Raw genomic sequence first — 21,333 nt, forward strand, 5'->3', positions numbered from 1 at the left:
TCCCCCGCGCCCGGCGCGCGGCCCGGATGTGAACGCGGGCCCTGTGGGCCGGCCGCCCGCGATTCGCTGTCCGTACGGGACGGCGCGGGCGTGGTGGGCCAGCTGACCGGGACCACGGGCCGCGCGGGCGCCGGGCCCGCGTCGACGGGAGCGGTGGCCCCGGGTACGGGCGGCGTCGACGCGGCAGCGAGGACGATCGCCATCCGGCGCTCGCCGAGCAACCCACGCCGCTGACCTCCGAGTTGGATGGCTCGTTGCACGCCCAAGCCCCCGGAGGCCGGACGCGTGGGGACTATCACGGGAGCCCCCGGCTCGCCACCGTCACCTCCGGGCGGGGCACCGGCCGGTCGGGTCCGGCCGCTGGGGGTGACCGGCCGCGGGGCGGCGGACACCACGGCCGGCGCCCGACTGCCGCGTTCGGCGTTCGGGAGCGCGCTGCGACCATCGAGAGCCGGGGCGATCGCGGCCGCCGATCGCCCTTCACCGCCGGGCTGTCGGGCGGCGCGCGGCACGGGCAGCCCCTCATCGGCCACTGACGAGACGCCGGCAGACGCGGCTTCGCCCGTCGCCGGGGCCGCGATCCGCCGGATGGGCCCGCGCCCGCCGAGCAGCGGAGCGGTGCCGCCCGCCGCGGTTGCCGTCGGCGGCAGCGCGTCGAGCGGCGCACCCAGACCTGCACGCGTGCGGGCAGGGGGCGGCGAGGAGGGCGTGCGCCGGCCGGGCGCCTCACCCAAGGGCCCACGCCCGGGAGCCGGTTCGGCAGGCCCAGCTGTACGGGCGCCTCGGGCCGAGGCGCCGGCGTCCCGGCCTCCACCTGTCGTCGGCCGGACGTTCTCGGCAACGCCAGTCCCGGCCTCGGCGGGAACGACGGGCATGGCCGGCGCACCTGAGGCGGCGGCGGGGCCAGGAGAGCTGTCGACGGCCACGGGCGTGGCACTGGCGGGCAACGCGGTCAGCGGCGCACCGAGGACCGGGCGGACCACTGCGCCGACCGGTCCTTCCGTCGCCACCACCGGCGGCGGCTCGGCGACCGCGCCCGACGCCCCAACCGCCCCCGGGACCACCGCCACCGGGCGCACGGGCAGCGACCGGGGCCGCCGGGCCACGACCAGTGGGGCACCGACGGAACGCGGGCGCACCGGGCGGTCGTCGTACCGGCCCGCGGGCACGGCGGCCCCCTCGGAGGTCGCGGGATTCGGCGAACTGCCGCTCACCGCAACGGATTTATCCCCGTCTCCACCCGCGCGCGCCGGGCGCGGCCCCGACCGAACCGGGAGCCGCCGCAGTCGCACGGACCGCTGGACCTGCCGGACCTGCCGGACCGACCCCAACGCCCCATCCTCCAGGGGAGGTTCCGTCGACCCCTCCCCCGGCGCGACCGCCACGACAAGCTCGTCCCCGCCCCCGAGCACGGCAGCCGGGTAGCCGGGCCGCGCCACCGCCCGCAGCACGCCGACCGGCGCGGTCGGGAGCACCGCGTGGCCGAGTGGGCCGCACAGCGACGGGTCCTGCCAGGCGGCGAGCCGGGACCGGAACCTCAGACCGTCGCTGACGCCGCGTGCCGGCCCGGCCAGGGTCGGGACCAGCGGCGCGACGGCACGCCAGCCCCCGTCCCCGCCCGGCGGCCGGTCGGAAGCAGCGTCGGAACCATCATCGGCAGCCCCGCCACCCCGCCGCCGCCCGAGCCGTCCCCACACCCCCACCCCGCTCACCCGCCTTCGCTGATACGGGTGTTGAGCCGAGCGATCTCCCGCACCCACTGCCCGCGTTCGCGGTGGGTCAGGTCGAGGATGTCCTCCCGCTGCCAGTGGAAGTGGTAGGCGATGTACGCGATCTCCTCGTACAGCCGAGCAGGCGCGTACGTCACGATTCCCCCAGGCGCCCACCGGCGAGGTCGACCTCGAAGGCGCCGTCGCAGTGCGGGCAGGTCACCGCGGCGCGCGTGTGGCCTTCGCTGTTGATCCGCTGGTAGAGGTCCTGGAGGAACGCCACGTCGGTGGCGTACATCCGCTCGACGACCCCGGCGTGCACGTCGCTGAGGTCCCCCAGCCGGGTGATCACATGGCTGAGCAGCACCACGCTCAGGTACGCCGGGTTCTCCTTGACCCGCAGGTCGATCTGCGGCATCAGTTCGTCCCGGGCGGTGGCCAGGCGCATGGTGCCGTGCCGGTGGACGGTGCCCTCGTCGTCGAGGTAGCCGAGCGGCAGCTCGAACTCGAACTCGGTGTGCGGCGCCCGCGCCCGGGCGGGCGCGGAGGCCGGCTGCTGCGGCGCGGTGTTCTGCGCGGCAGTGGCCGGGGCCCGTTCCAGCAGTTCCTCCAGCGCGATCTTCCGCCTCATTCGACGCTGATCTCTTCGAAGACGATGGTCACGGTCTCGGTGGCGGCGCTGGATTCGCCCGCGCTGAGCGTCGGGCCCTCCCAGCGGCTTGCCCAGGCGTTGATCAGCTGGATGCGCCGCAGGGTGGCGCCGGTGGTGTCCTTGACCTCGATGGTGAGGTTCTGCCGCGCGGTGTTGATCGCCCCGTTGTTGAGGGTCTCCTTGATCCATTCCGTGAACGCGCCGCTCTTGTCGAGGCCGCGGGTGATGGTCACCTCACCGGGCAGCCGGGCGCCGGGCTGCTTGCGGACGATCAGTTTGCCCTCTTGGGTCACCTGCTTGTACTCGACGACGTCCTGTTCGACCGTCAGGTTGCTGATCTCCTTGACGGACTCGACGTTGTAGCCGCCGAGTTGGACGCCGAATATGTGTGTGGAGAGCGGATCGCCTTCAGCCATGGGTGTGCTTCACCTTCCGATGCGCGGGTGCGAGGGGTGGTGCCCGGTGGTGCCCGACCGTACGGCGGTCATCCGGCGGTCACTCGTCGACGAGGCTCGTGCTGTCGGAGAACTGCGACAGCCGGAACACCACGAACTCCGCCGGCTTCACCGGGGCGACCCCGATCTCGCAGACCACCTGGCCGAGGTCGATGGACTCCGGCGGGTTGTTGTCGCGGTCGCACTTGACGTAGAAGGCCTCGGCCGCGGTCCGGCCGAACAGCGCGCCGCGCCGCCACTCCTCGGTGAGGAACGCGGTGATGTTCCGGCGGATGCTGGACCACAGCCGGTCGTCGTTGGGTTCGAAGACCACCCACTGGGTCCCCAGGAGGATGGACTCCTCCAGGTAGTTGAAGAGCCGGCGCACGTTCAGGTAGCGCCACGCGGGGTCGGAGGAGAGGGTGCGGGCGCCCCAGATCCGGATGCCGCGCCCGGGGAAGGCCCGTACGCAGTTGACGCCGATCGGGTTCAGCAGGTCCTGTTCGCCCTTGCTGAGGCGCAGCTCCAGGTCCACCGCCCCGCGGATGACCTCGTTGGCGGGCGCCTTGTGCACTCCGCGCTCGGCGTCGCTGCGCGCCCACACCCCGGCGATGTGACCGCTCGGCGGGACCAGGAGGTTGCGGCCGCCGGCCGGGTCGAACACCTTGATCCACGGGTAGTAGAGCGCGGCGTAGCGGGAGTCGAAGCCCGCCTCGTCGTTGCGCCAGGTGCGCATCCGCTGGGCGTCGAGGCCGGGCGGCGGGTCCAGTACGGCGATCCGGTCGCCCATCTGCTCGCAGTGCGACATCACGGCGAGCTGCACGGTGCGCAGGCCCTCGTCGTCGAGGTCGCCGCGCTGGTAGGCGCTCATCAGGTCGGGCACCGCGACCATGGTGATCTCGTCGATCGCCTCCAGGCCACCGAGGCCGGTGCGGGCGGCGGCGTCACCGACGTACTCGCCGACGTACGCGGCGGGGTCGGGCCGTCCGGCCGGGGCGGCGGCGGGCGCGGGTGCGGCGGGCAGGACGTGGGTGCGGCGCTCGGGGCGGCTCGGCGCGGTGCCGGGCTGTTCGGTGACGGCGACCAGCTTCGACTCCCGCAGCTGGGTGACGACGTAGCCCTTGGTGCTCCTGCGGGTCGAGACGTCGTAGCTCTCCGCGACCTCGCCGCCCCGGCGCACCAGCAGCCGGAACCGGTCCTCGGGGACGTTCTCCCCCTCCGGGTCGGCGACCTCGACGGACACCTCGCCGCCCGCGCCGGGCAGGGCCGAGAAGAGGAAGCCGGCGATCTCGACGGGCGGGGCCGCGGTGACGGCGGGCGGGGCGGGGGAAGCGGCCCGCCGGACCTGGTCGCCGACCCGTACGACGTAGGCGGAGCCGCCGCCGTTGGCGAAGAAGCCGTACACCGCGTGCGCCAGGTAGGTGCCCTCGGTGAAGCCGCCGAACCGCTGGACGTACTGGTCCCAGTTGGTCACCAGGGTGGGCTCGTGGAACGGGCCGGTCCCGGCGGACCCGACGAACGCGGCGACGGCCGTGCCGACCCCCTCGATCGGCCGGGCACCGGACTGGACCTCCTCCACGTACACGCCCGGGGTGAGGTACGACGGCATACGCGCTCCTTCGGGTGGTCCATCGGTTCTCGCCGATCATTCGCCCCCGAGTCTGCTGCCCGGGCACCGCCCGGGAACATGCCTCCCGGTCCCGGACCGGGGGCAGCAAGCGCTGCCCCCGGCGGACACCCCGTGAGGACCTCCGGGGAGAAGGGGTCAGCCGTGCCCGGCGTCCCCGAGGACGCCCAGCCACGGCCCGAACTCGCTCGCCAGCACCAGCCGGCCGAGCTTGCGGTACTCGCCGACCACCGCGGAGACCAGCTGCGCCATGCCCAGCGGGGTGCCCGACCCGGCGGCCAGGTAGGCGGCGGAGACGGCGCAGGCTCGGATGGAGCCGCCGGTGAGCTCGAAGTGCCGGGCGCAGAAGTCCAGGTCGAGGTCGTCGCCGCGGGGCACCAGCGGGCCCAGGCAGCGGTCCCACAGCAGGCGCCGCTGTGCCTCGTCCGGCAGCGGGAACTCCGCGACGACGTCCAGCCGCCGGGTGAACGCCTCGTCCAGGTTGGCCCGCAGGTTGGACGTCAGCACGGCGATCCCGTCGAAGGACTCCATCCGCTGGAGCAGGTAGGCCGTCTCCACGTTGGCGTGCCGGTCGCGGGCGTCCTTGACCTCGGAGCGCTTGCCGAACAGCGCGTCCGCCTCGTCGAACAGCAGGACGCCGTTCACCTGGGCGGCCTCGGTGAAGATGCGTTCCAGGTTCTTCTCGGTCTCGCCGATGTACTTGTCCACCACGGTGGAGAGGTCCACCACGTAGAGCTCCATGCCGAGTTCGGCGGCGACCACCTCGGCGGACATGGTCTTGCCGGTGCCCGACTCCCCGGCGAACAGGGCGATCACCCCGGTCCCCCGGCCGCCGCCCGGGCGCATCCGCCAGCGGCCGAGCACCTGGTCGCGGTGGCGGGCCCGCAGCACGAGTTCGCGCAGCCGGCCGGCGGTGGGGGCGGGCAGCACCAGGTCGGACCAGCCGACGGCGGGCTCGATCCGGCGGGCCAGGCGGGCCAGCCCGGCGGCGTTCTGCGCCCGGACGGCGGTGCGCAGGTCCTCGGCGCGGACCGGGCGGTGCTCGGCGGCCGCCGTCCGGGCCGCCACCGAGGCGGCGCGCGCCAGTTGCTCCCCGTCCAGCCGGTAGGCGGCGAGGGCTTGGGTCAGCTCCTCGTCCGGTTCCTCGGCCAGGTCCTCGGCCAACTCCTCGGCCAGCGCGCGGGACCACTGCTCGGCGCGTTCGCGGGCGTCCGGCGGCGGGACGGTGACCACCACCGGGCTCCGGGCCGACCAGGCCGGGTCCCAGACCTGCGGGCCGTGCACGAGCAGCGGGACGCCGGCGAGTTCCGCGCACAGCTCGCGCAACAGCGCTGCCCGCTCGGGTCGTTCGGGTTCGAGCCGGTCCAGCGGTCCGAGCACCACACCGCCGCCGCCCAGCCGCGCCTCCCGGGCGAGTGCCCGGACGGTGGCCTCGGCCGGGCGGGCGGCGAGCTCGGTGGCGTCGACCACCAGCGACGGCGGGCCGTCGGCGGCGAGGGCGGCCACGGCCAGCGGGCGGGCGTGGCCGGCCCGGTCCAGCAGGTGCACCAGTGCGCCGTCGGCGGCCAGGGCGCGCAGCCGCTCGACGAATGCCTCGGACCGGCGCACGGGTTCGGGCTCGGCGCGGTGGGCGAGCCCGGCGAGTGCGGCGTCCGGGTCGTCGTCGCCGAGCAGATGGGCCGTCACCCGGTCCGGGACGCGCAGGGTGCGGGAGAGCAGTGGGCGGTCCGGCTCGGTGACCTCCAGCAGGCCCCCGGCGATCAGCGGGGCCCGGGCGGAGAAGCGGAAGCGGCCGGCCGCCGCGCCGGGCAGGGCGCACAGCTCCAGGGCCAGGCCGATGGTCGCCCGGCGGCGGGTCAGGTCGTCGTTGAGGTAGCCGTAGAGCTGCTCGAAGCGGGCGTCGAGGTCGGGGGCGAGGGCCACCAGCAGCAGATCGAGGTCCACCGGGAGCAGCCCGAAGGCGGCGCCGAGCCGTCCGAGTCGGGAGCCGGGCGGCGGCACGGGGGCGTCGTCGGGGGCGTCGTCGGGGGCCGGGGCGCTCCGGCGCACCGTCGCGGAGGCCGCCAGGATGCGGTCCACCGCCTCCGGGCCGAGGTACTGGCCCCGGTACGGGTCGTCCGGGTCCGGATCCTCGGCCCGGCGCTCGCGCACCGCGGCGCGGACCCGCTGTTCGACCCGGTGCAGCCGCTCCCACAGGTGGTCGGGGTCGCCGCTCATCGGGCCCTGCCGGGCGCGCTGCCGCGCGGTCGGCGGCCCGGCGGCAGCCCGCGCTCCCGAGGCGCGGCGAAGCCGTCCGGGCCGGGGTCGGAGGCGCCCTGGTAGCGCAGCCGGCGGCCCGGTCCGTCGACAGGCAAGCCTTCACTTGCGTGTAGCACCAGCCCTTCGGTGACGGGCGGTCCGGCCGGGCTGCGCTCGCCGGGCAGCGGGGCGAGCACCCGGAGGTCGACGGAGGGGCGCAGCTCCCCACCGAGCGAGGACCAGACGTCGGACACCGAGGGCAGGCCGGTGTCGCGCCCGGCGATGTCCAGCCCGACGGTCAGTCCGAGCTCGGCGAGGGTGCCGGTGAGCAGCCGGGCGGGCAGCGCGTCCGTGGCCGTCAGGCACTGCAGCACCTCGGCCAGCAGCCGGTGTTCGTCCTGCGGCCGGTTGGTCCAGGCGGTGACCAGGTAGGCCAGCTCGAACCAGCGGGGCGCGGGCCGGTGGCCGGTCACCAGGCCGTCCGGGTCGTGCTCCGCGAGGGTGCCGGCCTGGCGGCGGTCGGGGTCCTCGCGCAGCCCGTAGAGGAAGACGCTGACCGTGGGCGCGTTGCGGCGGGCGGCGAAGTCGCGGGTGGGCGCGTCGAAGACCACGTCGATGCCGCGCTCGGGCAGGCCGGTCTCGGCGAGCAACCGCCGTAGTGCCTCGTCCACTTCATGGATCACGGGCGTGCCGCCTTGGGCGCGACGGATTCGCGCGTCACCGCCGCTCCACCTCCCCCGGCGGGCCGATGCTGCCCTCCACCACCAGGAAGGGGCAGGTCACCGGGGAGAAGCCGGGGCCTTCGGCGGTGATGGTGCGCGGGCCCGTCTCGTCCTTGGGGAGGATGAGCAGCTGGCCGGCGAAGGTGCCGTCGGCCTTCGGGTGGGTGGGGGCGGCCGCGGCGGTGATGCCGGGCTGCCAGGTGAACCGGACGGGGGCGCCGGGCGGGAAGTCCACGCCGCGGACCGAGGTCACGAAGCCGGGCTTGCCGATCGGTGGCACCGCGACGATGCGGGGCTGGAGGATGCGCAGCGGGGTGCTCGCGCGGTGCGGTCCCGGCGTGGCGTCGGTGCCGGTGGTGGTCAGTTCCGCGGTGATGGTGGTGTCCAGGGCCGCCACGGGTGAGAGCACCACCCGGAGCACCTGGCTGCGGCCCGGGGCCAGGTCGGCGAGTGCGCAGCCGCCGCTCCGGCAGCCGGGGGGCAGGGCCTCGGTGGGCACCCCGGCGGGCAGGCCGAGGGTCAGGCGCAGGCCGGTCGCGAGGGCCTGGCCGCTGTTGCGCACCGTGTAGCTGACGGTGACGTGGCCGCCGACGTAGCCGGGGGCGGGCTGGGCGTCGACGGCGACGCCGGGGCCGGCCTGCGGCGGTGGCGGGGCGGGGACCGGGGGCGGGGGCGGGGACGGCGGCGCCGGGGTGGGTGGGGGCGTGGGCGTGGCGGTCGGTGAAGCGGTCGGCGAGGGTGAGGGGGCCGGTGACGGCGTGACGGTTGGCGACGGCGTGGCGGTCGGTGAGGGGCTCGGCGGTGCCAGGACCGGCAGGAAGGTCCGGGCGGAGTCGTCCTCGGGGTAGGGGTCGACCACCGCGCCGGTGACGCTCCAGCCGAACTCCTGGTTGCCCGGCTGGGTGCCGATCAGGGTCGCGGTGATCCGGACCACCTGGCGCGGGGCCAGGGTGCCGAGTTCGCAGCGCAGCGCCGCGGCGTCGCACGATCCGGTCGGGGTGGTCAGCTTGCCGAGCCGCGCGCCGGTCGACACCGAGACGGTGAGGACGGTGCCGGGCGAAGGCCCCGGGCCCTTGTCGGTGACGGTGACCGTCACCTCCGTGCCGCCGTCGACGGGGACGGCCGGGGTGCGCTCGGGCACGCTGAGCGCCAGGTCGACGGCCTGCTGGACGGCCGGTTCCTTCTGGCGGCCCGGCAGCCGGTGGTCGATCGGGGTGAGCGTGCCGGTCGCGAAGTCGTACCGGCCGAGGCCCTCCGGCGAGTTCGGCGGCGCGGCCCGGCGGGAGGTGAGCACCAGCTGGGCGCTGTCGGCCGTCCAGGCGACGTCGCGGGGTTGGAAGGGGCCGTCGGCGGTGGCCTCGGGCAGCGGCCGGGTGCAGGCGCCCTGGCCGAGCCCGGCGGGCAGGACCACCGTGCAGTCGGCGCCGGTCGGGGTGGTGACGACCACGCCGTCGCGCCGGTTGTTGCCGCCGTCGCCGGCCTTGCGGTTGAAAGCGATGCGGCGGCCGTCGGGGGCGAACGCCGGGCTGTCGTCGATGACGGCGCAGTTGCCCGGACAGGCCGTACGGCTCAGGTCGGTCTGCCGGGTGAGGTCGTCGGCGGGCACCGTCCAGACGTGCAGGTTGCCGGCGTTGCCGTCGACCACAGCGGTGCGGGAGAAGGCGATCAGCTTGCCGTCCGGGGACCAGAAGGGCTGGCCGTCGGAGGCGTCCGGTTGGCCGGGCGGCGGCGTGAGGGTGCCGACGGTCTTCCCGGTGGCCACCTCGGCGATCAGCACCCGCCCGGGCCGGGCCGGCTCCTGGCCGGTGGCCGGGGTGCTGCGGCTGAACGCCATCAGCCTGCCGTCCGGGGAGAGGGACGGGTCGGTGTCCCGGTCGGTGGGGCCGCGCCCGGCGAGGTTCATCGGGTGCGGGTTCGCGCCGTCGGCGTCGACCAGCCAGATCCGTTGGATCCGCCCGGCGGGCCCGTCCTCGTAGCGGGTCACCACGATCTGCCGACCGTCGGGCGTGTAGGCCTGCCGCTCGTACCAGGGGTCGTAGCCGGGGCTGGGGTGGAACAGCGGGTCGGCGGCCGGGTCGGTGCTGGTGTTGCCGTCGGCGGCCGGATCCTCGGTGAGCACACTGATGCCCAGGTCGCGCGGGTCGCCGCCGTCGGGACGGACGTCCTCCAGGTCGGCGACGTTGGCGGCGGCGGCACTGGTCTGCTCGACCACCGGGCCACCCCCCTGCTGGGTGCCCAGCCAGGTCGGGGTGGCGATCAGCCTGGGGGCGCTGTACAGGAGTTCGGGCGGGTTGCAGTCGCAGGTGGGGGCGCGGTAGAGGTTCACCACCGGCGGCGGGTCCGGGTCGGGCTGCCGGGCCGGCGACGCGGGGGTGAGCAGGTCGGCGCTGAGGAAGAGCACCCCGCTGCCGTCGGCCAGCCAGGCCGCCGAGCCGGTCTTCCAGGTGGAGCCGGTGCCGGGGAAGAAAGCCTTGTCGCCACCGGTGGGCGAGGTGAGCATCAGCGTCCGGCCCTGGTCGCCCTGGTCCCAGGTGTAGACGATCTGGTTGCGGTGGGCGTCGTCGCCGACCGGGTTCCAGGTCGGGTCGACGGCGTCCCCGCTGGTCACATTGGTGACCTTGACGGGAGCGCCGCCGGCGAACGGCCGCAGGTAGACCTGGCGGTGGCCGGGTTCGCCGTCGCAGGAGTACGCGATCCACCGTCCGTCGGGCGAGACGCTCGGGTGGGTCTCGTCGGCCGCGCCGTCGGTGATCCGGCGCAGGCCGCCGCCGTCCCGGTCCACGGCCCACAGGACGTGCCGGGAGACGCCGCCGGCGGCGGGTTCCAGCGCCTCGAAGACGACACCTTTGCCGTCCGGGGCGAGCGCCGGGTGGGCGGTGTCCATGCCGGTGGTGAGCCGGTGCACGGCGCCGGCCGCGTCGCGCAGGTACACCTGGGGCAGCGGCCCGTCCCGCAGGCTGGTGAAGACCAGTTCGTCGCCCCGGGCCGAAGGGTCCCGGTCGAAGTGGATCGGGCCGGGCCCGAACAGCGGGGCACTGGCCGCCGTACCCGTCACCCGGCCGAGGCCGCGGTGGTCGGTCCCGGCGAAGACGATCCGCCCGGCCGCCGGGTCGACCACGGTGACGCCCCGCTCTTCCGGGGCGGCGGAGCCCAGGGTCGCCAGGGCCGTGGCGAGCGCGAGCAGGACCGCGAGGACGGCCCGGGTCGGCCGCCGGAAGGAGCGGGGAGTGCCGGGGGCGCCGATCACGCTCGACCTCACAGGTTACGGGGGGCGGGTCTCCCCGGCAGTGTCCCCGTGTTCGAACCCGTGGCGGCAGAGCCGGGGCACCCTCGGCGGGGGAAGCGATCGGTGTCCCCGAAGGGCAGGCGGCCCGCCCACGCCGCTGTCAGCCGAGGCGGATGTGCTTGACCCCGGTCCAGGCGCGGCGGAGGTGCCCCTGGAGCGCGCTCTCGGTGTTCGGGGCGAGAGTCAGCCCGGAGGCGGCGGCGATGTGGTCGGCGACCTGCGGGACGGTCAGCCGATCGGTCCACACCTGCTGGCCGAACTCCTCCTCGCGCAGACGCTCCAGGCAGAGATCGAGCTTCGACACGGCGAAGCTCTCCCCCCGCAGCGCGGCATCCACCCCCGCCACGAACTGCACGACGTGCCCGAACCCGCGCTCACGCAGCCGCCGCAGAACGGTCCCGCGCTCGGCCAGCAACGCGAAGTGGCGGACGTCATGGCCGCGTTCGCGCAGCCGGCCGACGGTCTCGCGGAAATACACCGGCTCCACGACCGTCATCGGCGCGATCACCACGCCATGGTGATGGGTGAGGACGTGGTCCAGCACCTCGAAGACCCCTTGCCGCCAGGCGGGCAGGTCCTGGAAGTCCCCGCGCAGCCGCGGCGGCATCATCCGGTGCAGGCCGAAGCCGACGTCCTCGGGGTCGCAGACGACACTGCCGGGCAGGCGGCGCCGGATCTCGTGCGCGGTCTGCGTCTTGCCCGCGCCGAACGGGCCGTTGATCCACAGGAGCATGCCCCGACCCTACGGCGTGGGTCCCGCCGGAGGTCAGCCTGCTTCCACTCCGGACGGGCTTCCCGCCGAACTCCGGTGGTAGCGGGCGTTCTTCCCGGGCCATCGGGGGTCGATGAAGGGCGGGCGGTCGACCCGCTCGAAGCACCGCAGCAGGAAGTCGGTGAACGTGCCGGCAGTCTCGAACCACTCTCCGCTCTCGCTGCGGACGATGATGCGCCACTCGTCCGGGTCCGGTTCCAGGGCCAGGAAGTAGTACGTGTTGCCCTGCTCGTCGCACCCCCAGGTGATCAGGCCGCCCTTCTCGGGGTGGAAGGGCCATGGGTGGTGTTCGGGGTCGTTCGCTCCCTGCTGCCCCTGGCCCCAGAGCCGCTCAGCCTCCTCGTGGCTGCCGTCCATCGGTCGGTCCAGCCACACGTATCCGTCCACGGCGCCGGGCCCGAAGAGGTCCAGGAACGCCTTGTAGTCGGTGGGCAGGGCCAGTCCCAGGTAGGCCTCTCCGACGCCAGCCACAACTCCGGCCGCGCCCGGTCCCACTGCTCTGGCTCGCCGAGTTGCTCCCTCAACCTGTCCAGCGCTGTTGCCGACATGGTCTGTCCCTTGCTGTGGTGTTCGGACGGTGAGTGGTCGCATCCTGCCGCCGGGGACCGACAGGACGGCACCCCGGTGCGCCGATGGGGCGGGGTAGGTTGAGGCGACTCGAGCAGAAGGGGCCAGCAGTGATCAGGGGGCCGTATCCGTTCGGCGACGGCATGAATGCCGCATGGGATCTGGTGGTCTGGCACGGCGACTTCGAGCGGGTCGAGATCGCCACGCTGAGCCGCGAGGACATTGATCGGGTCCGCGACTGCTTCGACCATGGCGACGATGTATGGATGTACAACGTGTACGCCGTGCCGGACAGCGTCCTGCCGAAGATCGCCGATCTCGTTCCGGGGCAGCAGCTCGAACCTGGTATCCAGCACTACATCGAGGCGCGGCAGAACCTTCCGGGCGGAGAACTCTGGTTTCCCGAGCCGGGGGAGCTCCCGCCTGGTCACGTGCCTCCCCCGTGAGACGTCCGGCCTGTTGCGTGAGAAGTCGGCCGGGCCGACTTCTCACGCGTGCCCGCGCTGCCCTGCCTACGGGCGCGGTTTCGTGATCCGGGCACCGGGTTCGCGGGGGCTTCGTCGTTGGCAGTGGCCGCGCTGGACTTCACCGGCGCGGAGGTATCCGCGCCGGCCGAAGGGGTGGCGACAGCGGATCCGTCGTACTCCGAGTGCCTCAGAAGGGGGGGTTTGGCTCGCACACCCCTGATGCGTGGTCGATGGTGTCAGTGACAGCCCCTCTCTCCTTGTGGAGGCACCATGAAATTCCGCATGACACTCGTGCTCAGCATGGCGGCGCTGGCGGCGGCCTTCGCCTCGCCGCAGGCCCTGGCCCACACTCCCCGCGCGGCCGGCCACGCCTCGACAGCCGCCCCGGCGGCTCCGATGATCAACCAGCAGGTCTATCGGTGTCAGAGCCTCACGTCTCTGCCCGACGACTCGATCGCGGGCGACGGTTGCACGCCCCGTACGAACCCTGAAGGGTCGTTCATGATGCAGGGCCCCCAGGGCACCTACTTCTGCGACAGAGGGGGCTACGTGGGAGCCAGGCTATTCGGCATCGAATGCGAGAGGGTCGGGTAGCTGTAAGCGGCGAAGAAAGCCAGGACATCAGCATGGCGGACTGGGAAGCGGTGGTCGCCGATGATCCCGGCCTCGCGATTGCCCCGATGTGGTGGACCGCCGGCCGGATTGTGTCCAAGAACCCGAGCGATGCGGTGGCCGGAGTGCCCGACGACATCGTCTTCACGACCAAACCCCGCCTCGCCCTGCTGGTCGAACTGGCGAAGAAGCCACCAAGCTTCGGCACGTCGCAGCCACTACCGGCGGCGGCTTTCCGTCCCCTCAAGCACGTAGATCGCGAAGTGGCACTGGAGTACTAGGCACCCGCTCCAAGCGGTTCCTTGGCGCAGCCAGTTGCGCATGGCCTGATCATCGAACAGAGAGACAAGCTCGCATGATGTTCGTTCCGAACGAGGCCACCACCGCCGCGACCTGGCGCAAGTCATCGCACAGCAACGAGTCCACGAACGGCGTCGAGTTCGCGATGGGTGAGCCGGTCTCGTACATCCGCGACTCGAAGGACCCTTCCGGACCCGCCCTCACCTTTGACCGGGCGGCCCACTCGGCCTTCACCGACGCCGTCGCAGCCGGGGAATTCGACTTCGGACTCCTCTGAGCATCCAAGCGGTGCCTCGCCCGGATCGGGCGAGGCACCGTTTCCTTCCTCCGACTAGATCAGGCCGCGCCGCATGGCGTAGCCCACGGCGTGGGCCCGGTTCCGCAAGCCCAGGCGGGTGATGATCTCGTGCAGCACGTTCTTCACCGTGCGCTCGGAGTACGACGTCTTGGTCGCGATCTCGCTGGTGTCGAGGCCCTCCGCTACCAGCCGCAGCATCTCCGCCTCCCGGGCCGTCAGGGTCGAGAGGGTCAGGCCCCTCCCGTCCAGCATCGTCCGCTGGAGCATGCCGATCCGGTCCAACAGCTCCCCCAGCAGGTCCCCAGGCATCACCCCCTCCCCCTTCGCCAGCGCGGTGATCAGGTGCACCAGCCGGTCCTGGTCGGCCTCCGACCTCCGCAGCACCGCAGCGACTCCGCACTCCACTATGGTCTGGAGCCCACCGGCCTCGAAGTGCCCCACGACCAGGCCTATCCGGCCGGACGTCGCCAACCGCAGGCGGCGCAGGTGCTCGGTGACGGTCTCGGTCAGGGCGTCGACCACCAGCAGGGAGACCTCGGCCCGGCCGGCCTCGCCCTCGCTGAGCAGTTCCACCTCGGGCCGCTGGCGCAGCTGTTGGACCACGCCGGTCTGGAGGATGAGGTCTTCCGCGTACACCGCCACCCGCACCTGGGCCCGCCGGCCGCGCAGTTGCTCGGGGACGCGGGGCCTGGCGACGCTGCCGGACCGGAGGGTGGCGACGGCTTCCTCAGGGGTTGCATCGGTCGACGTCATCGAACTACTCCGTTCATCAGGTGCCTGCGAGGGTGAGGGCCGACCACTGGAGCAGCATCGACCGGGGATTGGGGGAGAGGGTCACACGGGCAAGGGATGGTGCCCCCAGCCTGCCCGTACGGCCCTCTCCTCCGGAGGCCGGACGGTCTTACCGTCACGCTATGACCACATCCGCCGAACTCGCCCTGCCCGCACTGACGGTGGCGCCCGGTGGCGTGGCCACCACGACGCTGACGGTGCGCAACGATCTCGACATCGTCGAGGCCTACACCTTCGAGGTGGTCGGCGACTGCGCCGGGTGGACGACGGTCGAGCCGGCCCGGGTCTCGCTCTACCCGGGGACGTCCGAGACGGTGACGGTCCGGCTGGCTCCGCCGCGTTCCCCCGACACCCGGGCCGGTGAATTCCCGCTCGGGATACGGGTGTTGCCGGTCGAGCACCCCGATCTGGTGGCGGTTCCGGAGACCACCGTCACCGTGACGCCGTTCGCCGAGCTGCGGGCCGCGCTGGCGCCGCGCCGTCGCCGGGGCTGGCTGCGCGGACGCTACCGGGCTTCGGTGCGCAACCTCGGGAACGCCCCCACGGGTGTGACGTTCACGCCCGGACAGGCGGGCGAGGAGCTGCGGTTCGGGGTCACACCGGAGAAGCTGCGGCTGGAGCCCGGCGAGTCCGGGGAGGTGCGGGTGCAGGCGCGCACCCGCAAGCTGATCTGGTTCGGCAAGCCGGCGAATTGGCCGTTCGAGGTCGCGGTGGGCCCGGAGCAGCGAACGGAGGGCGAGACCCAGCGAACCACCCTGGAGGGCGAGTTCGTCCAGCTGCCGATCTTCCCCCGGTGGCTGCTCGCGCTCCTGGCCCTGCTGATCGCACTGCTGCTGGCCTGGTTCGCCCTGGTCCGCCCGGCGGTGCGCAGCTCGGCGAAGCAGGCCGCCGTGCAGGCCGTCGCCCGGCAGAGCGCCACTCCGAGCACGCCCACCGGCGATTCGCCGGGCGCCCCCGTCAACGGGAGCACCCCGGGCGGGCAGGGCAAGCCGGGCAGCGGGAAGCCGACTGCCGGGCCCGGCAGTCAGGGCGGCCCGGGGCCGGGTGGTCTGGCGGCGCCGGGGACGGGGCAGCAGAGCTCCGCCACGATCGACGTGCAGACCGCGAACGCCTCTGCGGCAACGGGAAGTTACCAGGTGCCGCACGGCAAGGTCTTCGACATCACCGACCTGGTGGTCGCCAACTTCCAGGGGGACCAGGGGCTGGTGACCATCACGGCCGGGAACAAGACGATCACCACCATCGCCTTGGAGACCTTCCGCAACCAGGACTACCACTGGGTGACTCCCCTCCAGGTCCCCGAGGACCAGGCCGTGACGGCGAACGTGACCTGCGAGGCGCCGGGCACCCCGGCCTCGGGCAAGCAGGCGGACACGTGCCACGAACTCCTCAACATCAGCGGGACGTTGAGCGACATCCGGCCGGGGAACTGACCTGGCGCGGACGCGCGCGGGATGCACTCCTCTCACTTCTCGTGACCATGCCAACACTCGTTCGACACTGTTGCAGTGCACACCCGTCCGAACAAAGCCGACTCGCCCGCACCACCCCACGGTCTGTCCTCCGGGGGCAACCGGCCCGGTCCCTGCGGGCAATCGGCCCGCCCCTTACGGACGGTGGGGTGTCTCCCAGAGCATGAAGACGAACGCCGGCCCCGCCCATGGAAGGCGAGGCCGGCGTCGGAGCGTTCCGAACGGCTGCCGAATCAGAACCAGTGCAGGCAGTGCGGCGCGCGCTCGGCGCGGAACAGGGCGTCGGCGAGGACGGCCGCGCCCGGACGGTGGGCCCGGATGTGCCCGGCCCGGACGAGGGCGCTCGGGGCGGTGCCGCCGAGGTAGACCGAGCCCAGGTCCCGTATGTCCAGGGAGAGGTCGGGCTCGCGGTCCGTCGGGACGCACTCCGCCTTCCCGTCCCGGACGGTCAGCAGGTGGCGCCGGCGTTCGCCGAGGAAGGGGTCGTCGACGTCCAGGACCAGCTCGCCGTCCACGAACCAGCCGCGCGAGGTCAGCGCGCGCGGGACGTCCAGCAGCCGCACCCAGAGCCAGTCCGACTCGCCACCCAAGTCGGCGGCGCGGAGGTCGGCGAGCTGCCAGCGCAGCGGGTGGTCCGGCGAGCAGTGCCGGAAGACGACCTCGTCGACCAGGTCGTGGCCGATGGCGTAGCGGGCCAGGGCGGCGTACCCGGCGTCGTCGACGGCGACGGTCTCGTCCACCCTCAGGGTGTCGCCGTCCTTCCAGTAGCTCGCGTACCCGTCCGGGGTGCCGTCGGCGTCCCGGTGGACGGCGACGTAGCGCGGCGTACGGGCGATCGGGACCTGACCCGCGCCCAGCTCCCACCAGCGGTGCGGCCGGGACAGCGCGCCGGGCTGGGTGCGGCGGTACCGGTCGTAGATCTCCTCCAGGATCGCGCCGCACTCGGCCCGTCGCAGCAGCTCGACCGAGCCGCCCGCCCGGGTGTCTGCTGCCCCCTCGGCACGCGGGGCGGCGAAGGCGGCCCGGTGGCGCCGCACCGTCAGCCGCTCGGTGTACGTCGCCGGGCCGTAGCCGAACCTGCCGTAGATCCCGGCCTCGGAGGCGAGCAGCACGGAGAGGAACTCCCCCCGGGCCCGCAGGTCGGCCAGCTGGCGCCGCATCATCGCGGTGAGCACGCCCTGGCGGCGGTGGGTGGCCAGGACGCCGACCGCTGTCACCCCGGAGACCGGGAGGACGGCCTGTCCGGGCAGGGTGAGCTCGAAGGTGTGGGCACCGGCGGTGCCGACGGGCCGCCCGTCGGCCGTCACGGCGAGCAGGCCGCGGTCCGGCTCGGTGGCGGCCCACCAGACCCCGCCGCCGTCCGCGTCCGGGGTGTCCGGGAAGTGGCCCAGCGCGGCGTGGAAGATGTCGATGAAGGTGCCGAGGTCCTGGTCGGTCGTGGAACGGATCTCCATGTGGTGCTGCTGCCTCCCCGTATCGCCGGCCCCACCCCGTGTGGCGCCCACCGCAGTGCACCGGTACGGCGTTGCCGGGTCAAACGATTTACCCGGTCAAGTGGAGTAGGCCCCCTTCGCCGCCGGGTCGGCGAGGACCGGAAGCACTACATTGAGTCGGAGGGGGATGGCGGTCCCGGACGGGTGGCTGATGCTCACGATCACCGACTGGCTGCGCGGCCTGTCCGGCCCGGTCGGGTACGCGGTGGTCGCGGGCCTGGTGTTCGCCGAGGACGCCCTCTTCTTCAGCTTCTTCCTGCCCGGCGAGACCGCCGCCGTCTTCGGCGGCTTCCTCGCCCACCAGGGCAGGATCTCCATCGGCTGGATCGTCCTGTTCGTGGTCTGCGCGGCCGTCCTGGGCGACACCGCCGGCTACGAGATCGGCCGGTGGCTCGGCCCGAGGATCCTCGACTCCCGCCCGATGCGGCGCCACGCGAACCGGGTCGACCAGGCCCAGGACCTGATCCGCCGGCGTGGGCCGGCCGCCGTCTTCTTCGGCCGCTTCATCGCCTTCTTCCGCGCCATGGTGCCCACCCTGGCCGGGATCTCCCGCATGCCGTACCGGCGCTTCCTGCTGTACAACGCGCTCGGCGGCATCCTCTGGGGCATCGGGTTCACCCTGCTCGGCTACTTCGCCGGCGCCGCGTACACCCGGGTCGAGAGCACCGTCGGCCGCGCCCTGGCGCTGCTGATCGCCGCGCTCGTCCTCGTCGCGCTGGTCGTCTGGCACCTGCGTCGACGCAGGTCGAAGGCTCGCGCCTCGGAGGGGGACGGGGACGAGGAGCCCTGACGGGGACGGGGCGGGAGCCCTGACGGCGGGCGCTTTCGCGCCGCTCGGCCTCGTCCGTCCGGTTGACGACCGGCATTCGGGGCAGCCGCCCGGTGACCCATCCGCTGAAGCCCAGCACCCGGAAAGGGGAACGAGCCATGACCACACCCGACGAGCACGGAACACAGCCGGACCAGGCGACGCAGGAGCGGTCCGCCGAGGAGCGGACGATCACCTCCCCGACCCCGCACGACGTCCGGTCCAAGGCCGCGGGGCAGGTCGGGGCCCGGGAGCGGTCCGCCGAGGAGCGGGCGATCACCTCTCCGACCCCGGCCGACGTCCGGCGGAAGGCGGAGGCCCACAAGGGACCGGAGCCGCCGGCGGCGGATACCGCGGCCCCCTGACCGGGACCCCGCTCGCGCATGCCTCCGGGCGGTCGGGGTAGGCGGGCGCCATGCGGCGGCCCCGGCGCTCCCCCTCGGGGGCCGGGCCGGGACCGCCGTGGGACAGGAGAGGAGAAGACCTTGACCACGCAACCGTTCTCGCCGTCGGCCGACGGCCCTTCCCTGCTCGCCGTCGCGGTGCCCGCCCTGGCCCTGGCCGCCGTACTGATCTGCGCGTTCGCCTGGGGCAGCCACCTGTTGGTCCGCCGCCGGCCGCCGAAGGCGACTCGCCGCGAAGCCCGGCGCGAGCCCCGGGAGGACGGCCCGCCGCCACACCGCCGGGCATCCTGACCGCCTCGGCGCCGACCGTCACCAGCGGTCGTGCGCCTGCGGGCGGATCCGCCGGTCGTACAGCTCGCGGACGGCGTCCAGCGTGGCCTGCGGCAGCGGCGGCAGCTCGGCGGCGGCCGCGTTGGAGCGAGCCTCTCACGCCCGTTCGGACCAATCCACCTCGCCGACAGCCCCGGGCATGCGGTAGGAGTGCCCGAGCACCCGACGGCACCACCTGGGAGGCCCCGCCCGTGACCGTATCGATCGCCCTGTTCACCCAGGACCTGCGGCTGCACGACAACCCCGTGCTGCACGCCGCGCGGGCCGCGGCCGACCAGGTCGTGCCGCTCTTCGTGCTCGACCCCGCCGTCGCCGACGCCGGGTTCGCCGCACCCAACCGGCAGGCCTTTCTGGCCGACTGCCTCGCCGACCTGGACGCCTCGCTGCGCCGGATCGGCTCCCGGCTGACCGTGCGCCGCGGCGAGCCCGCCGAACAGACGGCCCGGGTCGCCGCCGAGGCCGGCGCCACCACCGTGCACCTGGCCGCGGGCGTCAGCGGCTTCGCGCAGCGGCGGGAGGCACGGCTGCGCGCGCTGTTCGGCGACCGTCTGCACGTCCACGACGCCTCGGTCACGGTGGTGCCGGCGGGCCGGATCACCCCGGCCGGGCGGGACCACTACGCCGTCTTCACGCCGTACTTCCGCGCCTGGCAGCAGGCTCCCCGCCGTACGGTGCTGGGCGCTCCCCGGGCGATCGACACGCCGGGCGGCCTCGGCGGCGAGCGCCCGGCCCCCGTCGGACCGCTGTCGCCCGCGCTGCCGCCCGGCGGCGAGAGCGCCGGAAGGCGGCGGTGGCGGCGCTGGGACGTCGACGGGTACGCCGCGGCGCACGACGACCTCGCCGCCGACGCGACCTCCCGGCTCTCCCCGTACCTGCACTTCGGCTGCCTCTCCCCCACCGAGCTGGTCGAGCGCGCCCTGCGCCAGGGCGGCGAGGGCGCGCAGGCGTTCGTGCGGCAGCTCGCCTGGCGCGACTTCCACCACCAGGTGCTCGCCGCCCGCCCGGACGCCGCGCGCCGCGACTACCGGCCCAGGGGCGACCTCTGGCACCGGGACGAGCGCGAGGCCGAAGCCTGGCGGCAGGGCCGCACCGGGTACCCGATCGTGGACGCCGGAATGCGCCAGCTCGCCGAGGAGGGCTGGATGCACAACCGGGCCCGGCTGCTGACCGCCGGCTTCCTCGCCAAGAGCCTGTACCTGGACTGGCGGATCGGGGCCGCCCACTTCCTGTCGCTGCTGGTCGACGGCGACGTGGCGAACAACCAGCTCAACTGGCAGTGGGTCGCGGGCACCGGCACCGACACCCGCCCCAACCGGGTGCTCAACCCGCTGCGCCAGGCCGACCGTTACGACCCGGACGGGGCGTACGTGCGCCGCTGGGTGCCCGAACTCGCCGGGCTCCCCGGCCGGTCCGCGCACCGGCCCTGGCCGGCGGGCGCCGACTACCCGCCGCCGCTGATCGCCCCGGACGCGCTCGCCGACCGGTTCCGCCGGGCGCGGGGGTTGGAGTGAACGCGGCTGCGGGGCCCGCTGGTTGAGCGCTGGCCGGCCCCGCAGCGGGGCCGCGTCCGTCAGGGCCGGTCGGTGGTGGAGACGGCCATGAGCTTCGTCACCGAGCCGTCCTCGCCGGGGACGTCGCGCAGGTGGCGGAAGCCCAGGCGGCGGCACATGGCCAGGCTCGGGGTGTTCTCCGCCCCGACCATGCCGTAGACCTCCTTGAGCCCCAACTCGTCCCCCGCGTAGCGGATCAGGCCGCGCACCACCTCGCCGCCCAGGCCCCGGCCCCAGAACTCGGGGGCCAGCGCGGTGATCAGCTCGTGGCCGTCGACGTTGCCGGTGGGCTTGACCTCGGCGTGGCCCGCGTACCTGCCGTCGACCCACAGGCCCCAGACGTCGAAGAGGTTCTGCGGGTAGACGTCGCTCAGGATCGCGCGGAACAGGGTGCGGATGTCCGGCTCCGGCACCAGGTCCTGGCCCATCCAGCGGCACACCTCCGCGTCGCGGAGCAGGGAGACGAAGGCGTCCTCGTCCTCGGGCCGGTAGGGGATGAACTCCAGGTGTTCGGTGCGCAGCGGAGGGGTCATGGTGCTCTCCTCGGGTTCGTGGTGGTACGGCGACTCCGCCCGGAGCCGGTCAGGCTCCGGCGTTCTCCATGCGCTCGCGCAGGCTCTTCGGGCGCATGTCGGTCCACACCTCGTCGACGTACGCGGTGCATTCGGCCTCGGTGCCCTCGGTGCCGACGGGCTGCCAGCCGGCCGGTACGTCGAGGTCGGCGGGCCAGAGGGAGTACTGCTCCTCGTCGTTGCGCAGCACCTGGTAGCGGGTGTTCTCGTCCATGGTCGGGCTCCTTC

Annotated in this window: 22 protein-coding genes and 1 pseudogene; 9 read left to right on the forward strand and 14 right to left on the reverse strand. The window is 73.9% G+C overall.

Going from position 1 to position 21,333, the window contains the following annotated elements; translation table 11 throughout:
• Positions 1-1,708: 1,708 nt before the first annotated feature.
• From QWJ13_RS31215 to QWJ13_RS31255, 9 genes are all read right to left on the reverse strand, one after another.
• Positions 1,709-1,867, reverse strand: coding sequence for a DUF6760 family protein (locus QWJ13_RS31215; protein WP_181970396.1), 159 nt, complete (start codon positions 1,865-1,867; stop codon positions 1,709-1,711).
• The gene (locus QWJ13_RS31220; RefSeq protein WP_316528765.1) at positions 1,864-2,340 is read right to left on the reverse strand and encodes a hypothetical protein; all 477 of its coding nucleotides are present in this window, start codon (positions 2,338-2,340) and stop codon (positions 1,864-1,866) included. The genes QWJ13_RS31215 and QWJ13_RS31220 overlap by 4 nt, the downstream gene beginning before the upstream one ends.
• A complete protein-coding gene (locus tag QWJ13_RS31225) occupies positions 2,337-2,777 on the reverse strand; it encodes a phage tail protein (protein ID WP_316528768.1) in 441 nt (146 codons plus the stop codon). The genes QWJ13_RS31220 and QWJ13_RS31225 overlap by 4 nt, the downstream gene beginning before the upstream one ends.
• A gap of 79 nt (positions 2,778-2,856) precedes the next feature.
• Entirely contained in the window at positions 2,857-4,404 is a 1,548-nt protein-coding gene (locus QWJ13_RS31230; RefSeq protein WP_316528769.1) for a phage tail sheath family protein, read from the reverse strand.
• Between the two features lie 156 nt (positions 4,405-4,560).
• A complete protein-coding gene (locus QWJ13_RS31235; protein ID WP_316528770.1) occupies positions 4,561-6,639 on the reverse strand; it encodes an ATP-binding protein in 2,079 nt (692 codons plus the stop codon).
• Positions 6,636-7,343, reverse strand: a complete 708-nt coding sequence (locus tag QWJ13_RS31240) for a Pvc16 family protein (protein WP_316528772.1) — start codon at positions 7,341-7,343, stop codon at positions 6,636-6,638. The genes QWJ13_RS31235 and QWJ13_RS31240 overlap by 4 nt, the downstream gene beginning before the upstream one ends.
• 34 nt (positions 7,344-7,377) lie before the next feature.
• On the reverse strand, positions 7,378-10,629 hold the full coding sequence (locus tag QWJ13_RS31245; protein ID WP_316528775.1) for a hypothetical protein: 3,252 nt from the start codon (positions 10,627-10,629) through the stop codon (positions 7,378-7,380).
• Between the two features lie 139 nt (positions 10,630-10,768).
• Complete coding sequence (locus tag QWJ13_RS31250) at positions 10,769-11,401, reverse strand: AAA family ATPase (protein WP_316528777.1); 633 nt, start codon at positions 11,399-11,401, stop codon at positions 10,769-10,771.
• Between the two features lie 33 nt (positions 11,402-11,434).
• The gene (locus QWJ13_RS31255) at positions 11,435-11,911 is read right to left on the reverse strand and encodes an SMI1/KNR4 family protein (protein WP_316528779.1); all 477 of its coding nucleotides are present in this window, start codon (positions 11,909-11,911) and stop codon (positions 11,435-11,437) included.
• 206 nt (positions 11,912-12,117) lie between these two features.
• Between QWJ13_RS31255 and QWJ13_RS31260 the strand changes: the two genes are divergently transcribed.
• The 4 genes from QWJ13_RS31260 (at position 12,118) to QWJ13_RS31275 (ending at position 13,663) form a co-directional block, all read left to right on the forward strand.
• Positions 12,118-12,453 (forward strand): hypothetical protein, encoded by a 336-nt coding sequence (locus QWJ13_RS31260; RefSeq protein ID WP_316528781.1) that lies wholly within the window; start codon positions 12,118-12,120, stop codon positions 12,451-12,453.
• A gap of 291 nt (positions 12,454-12,744) precedes the next feature.
• Positions 12,745-13,068 (forward strand): hypothetical protein, encoded by a 324-nt coding sequence (locus QWJ13_RS31265; RefSeq protein ID WP_316528783.1) that lies wholly within the window; start codon positions 12,745-12,747, stop codon positions 13,066-13,068.
• A gap of 32 nt (positions 13,069-13,100) precedes the next feature.
• Entirely contained in the window at positions 13,101-13,367 is a 267-nt protein-coding gene (locus QWJ13_RS31270) for a hypothetical protein (protein ID WP_316528785.1), read from the forward strand.
• A gap of 74 nt (positions 13,368-13,441) precedes the next feature.
• Positions 13,442-13,663: a DUF397 domain-containing protein gene (locus QWJ13_RS31275; protein ID WP_316528787.1), complete on the forward strand. Its 222-nt coding sequence runs from the start codon at positions 13,442-13,444 to the stop codon at positions 13,661-13,663.
• Between the two features lie 54 nt (positions 13,664-13,717).
• Here QWJ13_RS31275 and QWJ13_RS31280 read toward each other — a convergent pair whose 3' ends face one another.
• Entirely contained in the window at positions 13,718-14,437 is a 720-nt protein-coding gene (locus tag QWJ13_RS31280; RefSeq protein WP_316528789.1) for a helix-turn-helix transcriptional regulator, read from the reverse strand.
• 161 nt (positions 14,438-14,598) lie between these two features.
• On the opposite strand from QWJ13_RS31280, the gene QWJ13_RS31285 reads away from it, so the two are divergent.
• Complete coding sequence (locus QWJ13_RS31285) at positions 14,599-15,909, forward strand: COG1470 family protein (RefSeq protein ID WP_316528791.1); 1,311 nt, start codon at positions 14,599-14,601, stop codon at positions 15,907-15,909.
• A 272-nt stretch (positions 15,910-16,181) separates the two neighbouring features.
• Here QWJ13_RS31285 and QWJ13_RS31290 read toward each other — a convergent pair whose 3' ends face one another.
• Entirely contained in the window at positions 16,182-17,402 is a 1,221-nt protein-coding gene (locus QWJ13_RS31290) for a GNAT family N-acetyltransferase (protein WP_316528793.1), read from the reverse strand.
• A 166-nt stretch (positions 17,403-17,568) separates the two neighbouring features.
• On the opposite strand from QWJ13_RS31290, the gene QWJ13_RS31295 reads away from it, so the two are divergent.
• The 3 genes from QWJ13_RS31295 to QWJ13_RS31305 all read left to right on the forward strand — a co-directional run bounded on the left by QWJ13_RS31295 (position 17,569) and on the right by QWJ13_RS31305 (position 18,944).
• Positions 17,569-18,231 carry a DedA family protein gene (locus QWJ13_RS31295; RefSeq protein ID WP_316528794.1) on the forward strand — a complete coding sequence of 221 codons (663 nt, stop codon included), beginning with the start codon at positions 17,569-17,571 and terminating at the stop codon, positions 18,229-18,231.
• Positions 18,232-18,368: 137 nt separating this feature from the next.
• Positions 18,369-18,614 (forward strand): hypothetical protein, encoded by a 246-nt coding sequence (locus QWJ13_RS31300; protein ID WP_316528795.1) that lies wholly within the window; start codon positions 18,369-18,371, stop codon positions 18,612-18,614.
• A 120-nt stretch (positions 18,615-18,734) separates the two neighbouring features.
• Positions 18,735-18,944 carry a hypothetical protein gene (locus QWJ13_RS31305; protein ID WP_316528797.1) on the forward strand — a complete coding sequence of 70 codons (210 nt, stop codon included), beginning with the start codon at positions 18,735-18,737 and terminating at the stop codon, positions 18,942-18,944.
• Positions 18,945-18,962: 18 nt separating this feature from the next.
• On the opposite strand, the pseudogene QWJ13_RS31310 reads toward QWJ13_RS31305, so the two are convergent.
• Positions 18,963-19,079: pseudogene (locus tag QWJ13_RS31310) on the reverse strand (aldo/keto reductase); the annotation flags it as partial.
• A gap of 95 nt (positions 19,080-19,174) precedes the next feature.
• Here QWJ13_RS31310 and QWJ13_RS31315 point away from each other — a divergent pair.
• A complete protein-coding gene (locus QWJ13_RS31315) occupies positions 19,175-20,494 on the forward strand; it encodes a cryptochrome/photolyase family protein (RefSeq protein ID WP_316528799.1) in 1,320 nt (439 codons plus the stop codon).
• 59 nt (positions 20,495-20,553) lie between these two features.
• Here QWJ13_RS31315 and QWJ13_RS31320 read toward each other — a convergent pair whose 3' ends face one another.
• Both QWJ13_RS31320 and QWJ13_RS31325 read right to left on the reverse strand, forming a co-directional pair.
• Complete coding sequence (locus tag QWJ13_RS31320; protein WP_316528800.1) at positions 20,554-21,066, reverse strand: GNAT family N-acetyltransferase; 513 nt, start codon at positions 21,064-21,066, stop codon at positions 20,554-20,556.
• A gap of 49 nt (positions 21,067-21,115) precedes the next feature.
• Positions 21,116-21,319 carry an MbtH family protein gene (locus QWJ13_RS31325; RefSeq protein WP_316528801.1) on the reverse strand — a complete coding sequence of 68 codons (204 nt, stop codon included), beginning with the start codon at positions 21,317-21,319 and terminating at the stop codon, positions 21,116-21,118.
• Between the last annotated feature and the right edge of the window lie 14 nt (positions 21,320-21,333).

The organism is Kitasatospora brasiliensis (assembly GCF_032654805.1).
GTDB classification, from domain to species: domain Bacteria; phylum Actinomycetota; class Actinomycetes; order Streptomycetales; family Streptomycetaceae; genus Kitasatospora; species Kitasatospora brasiliensis.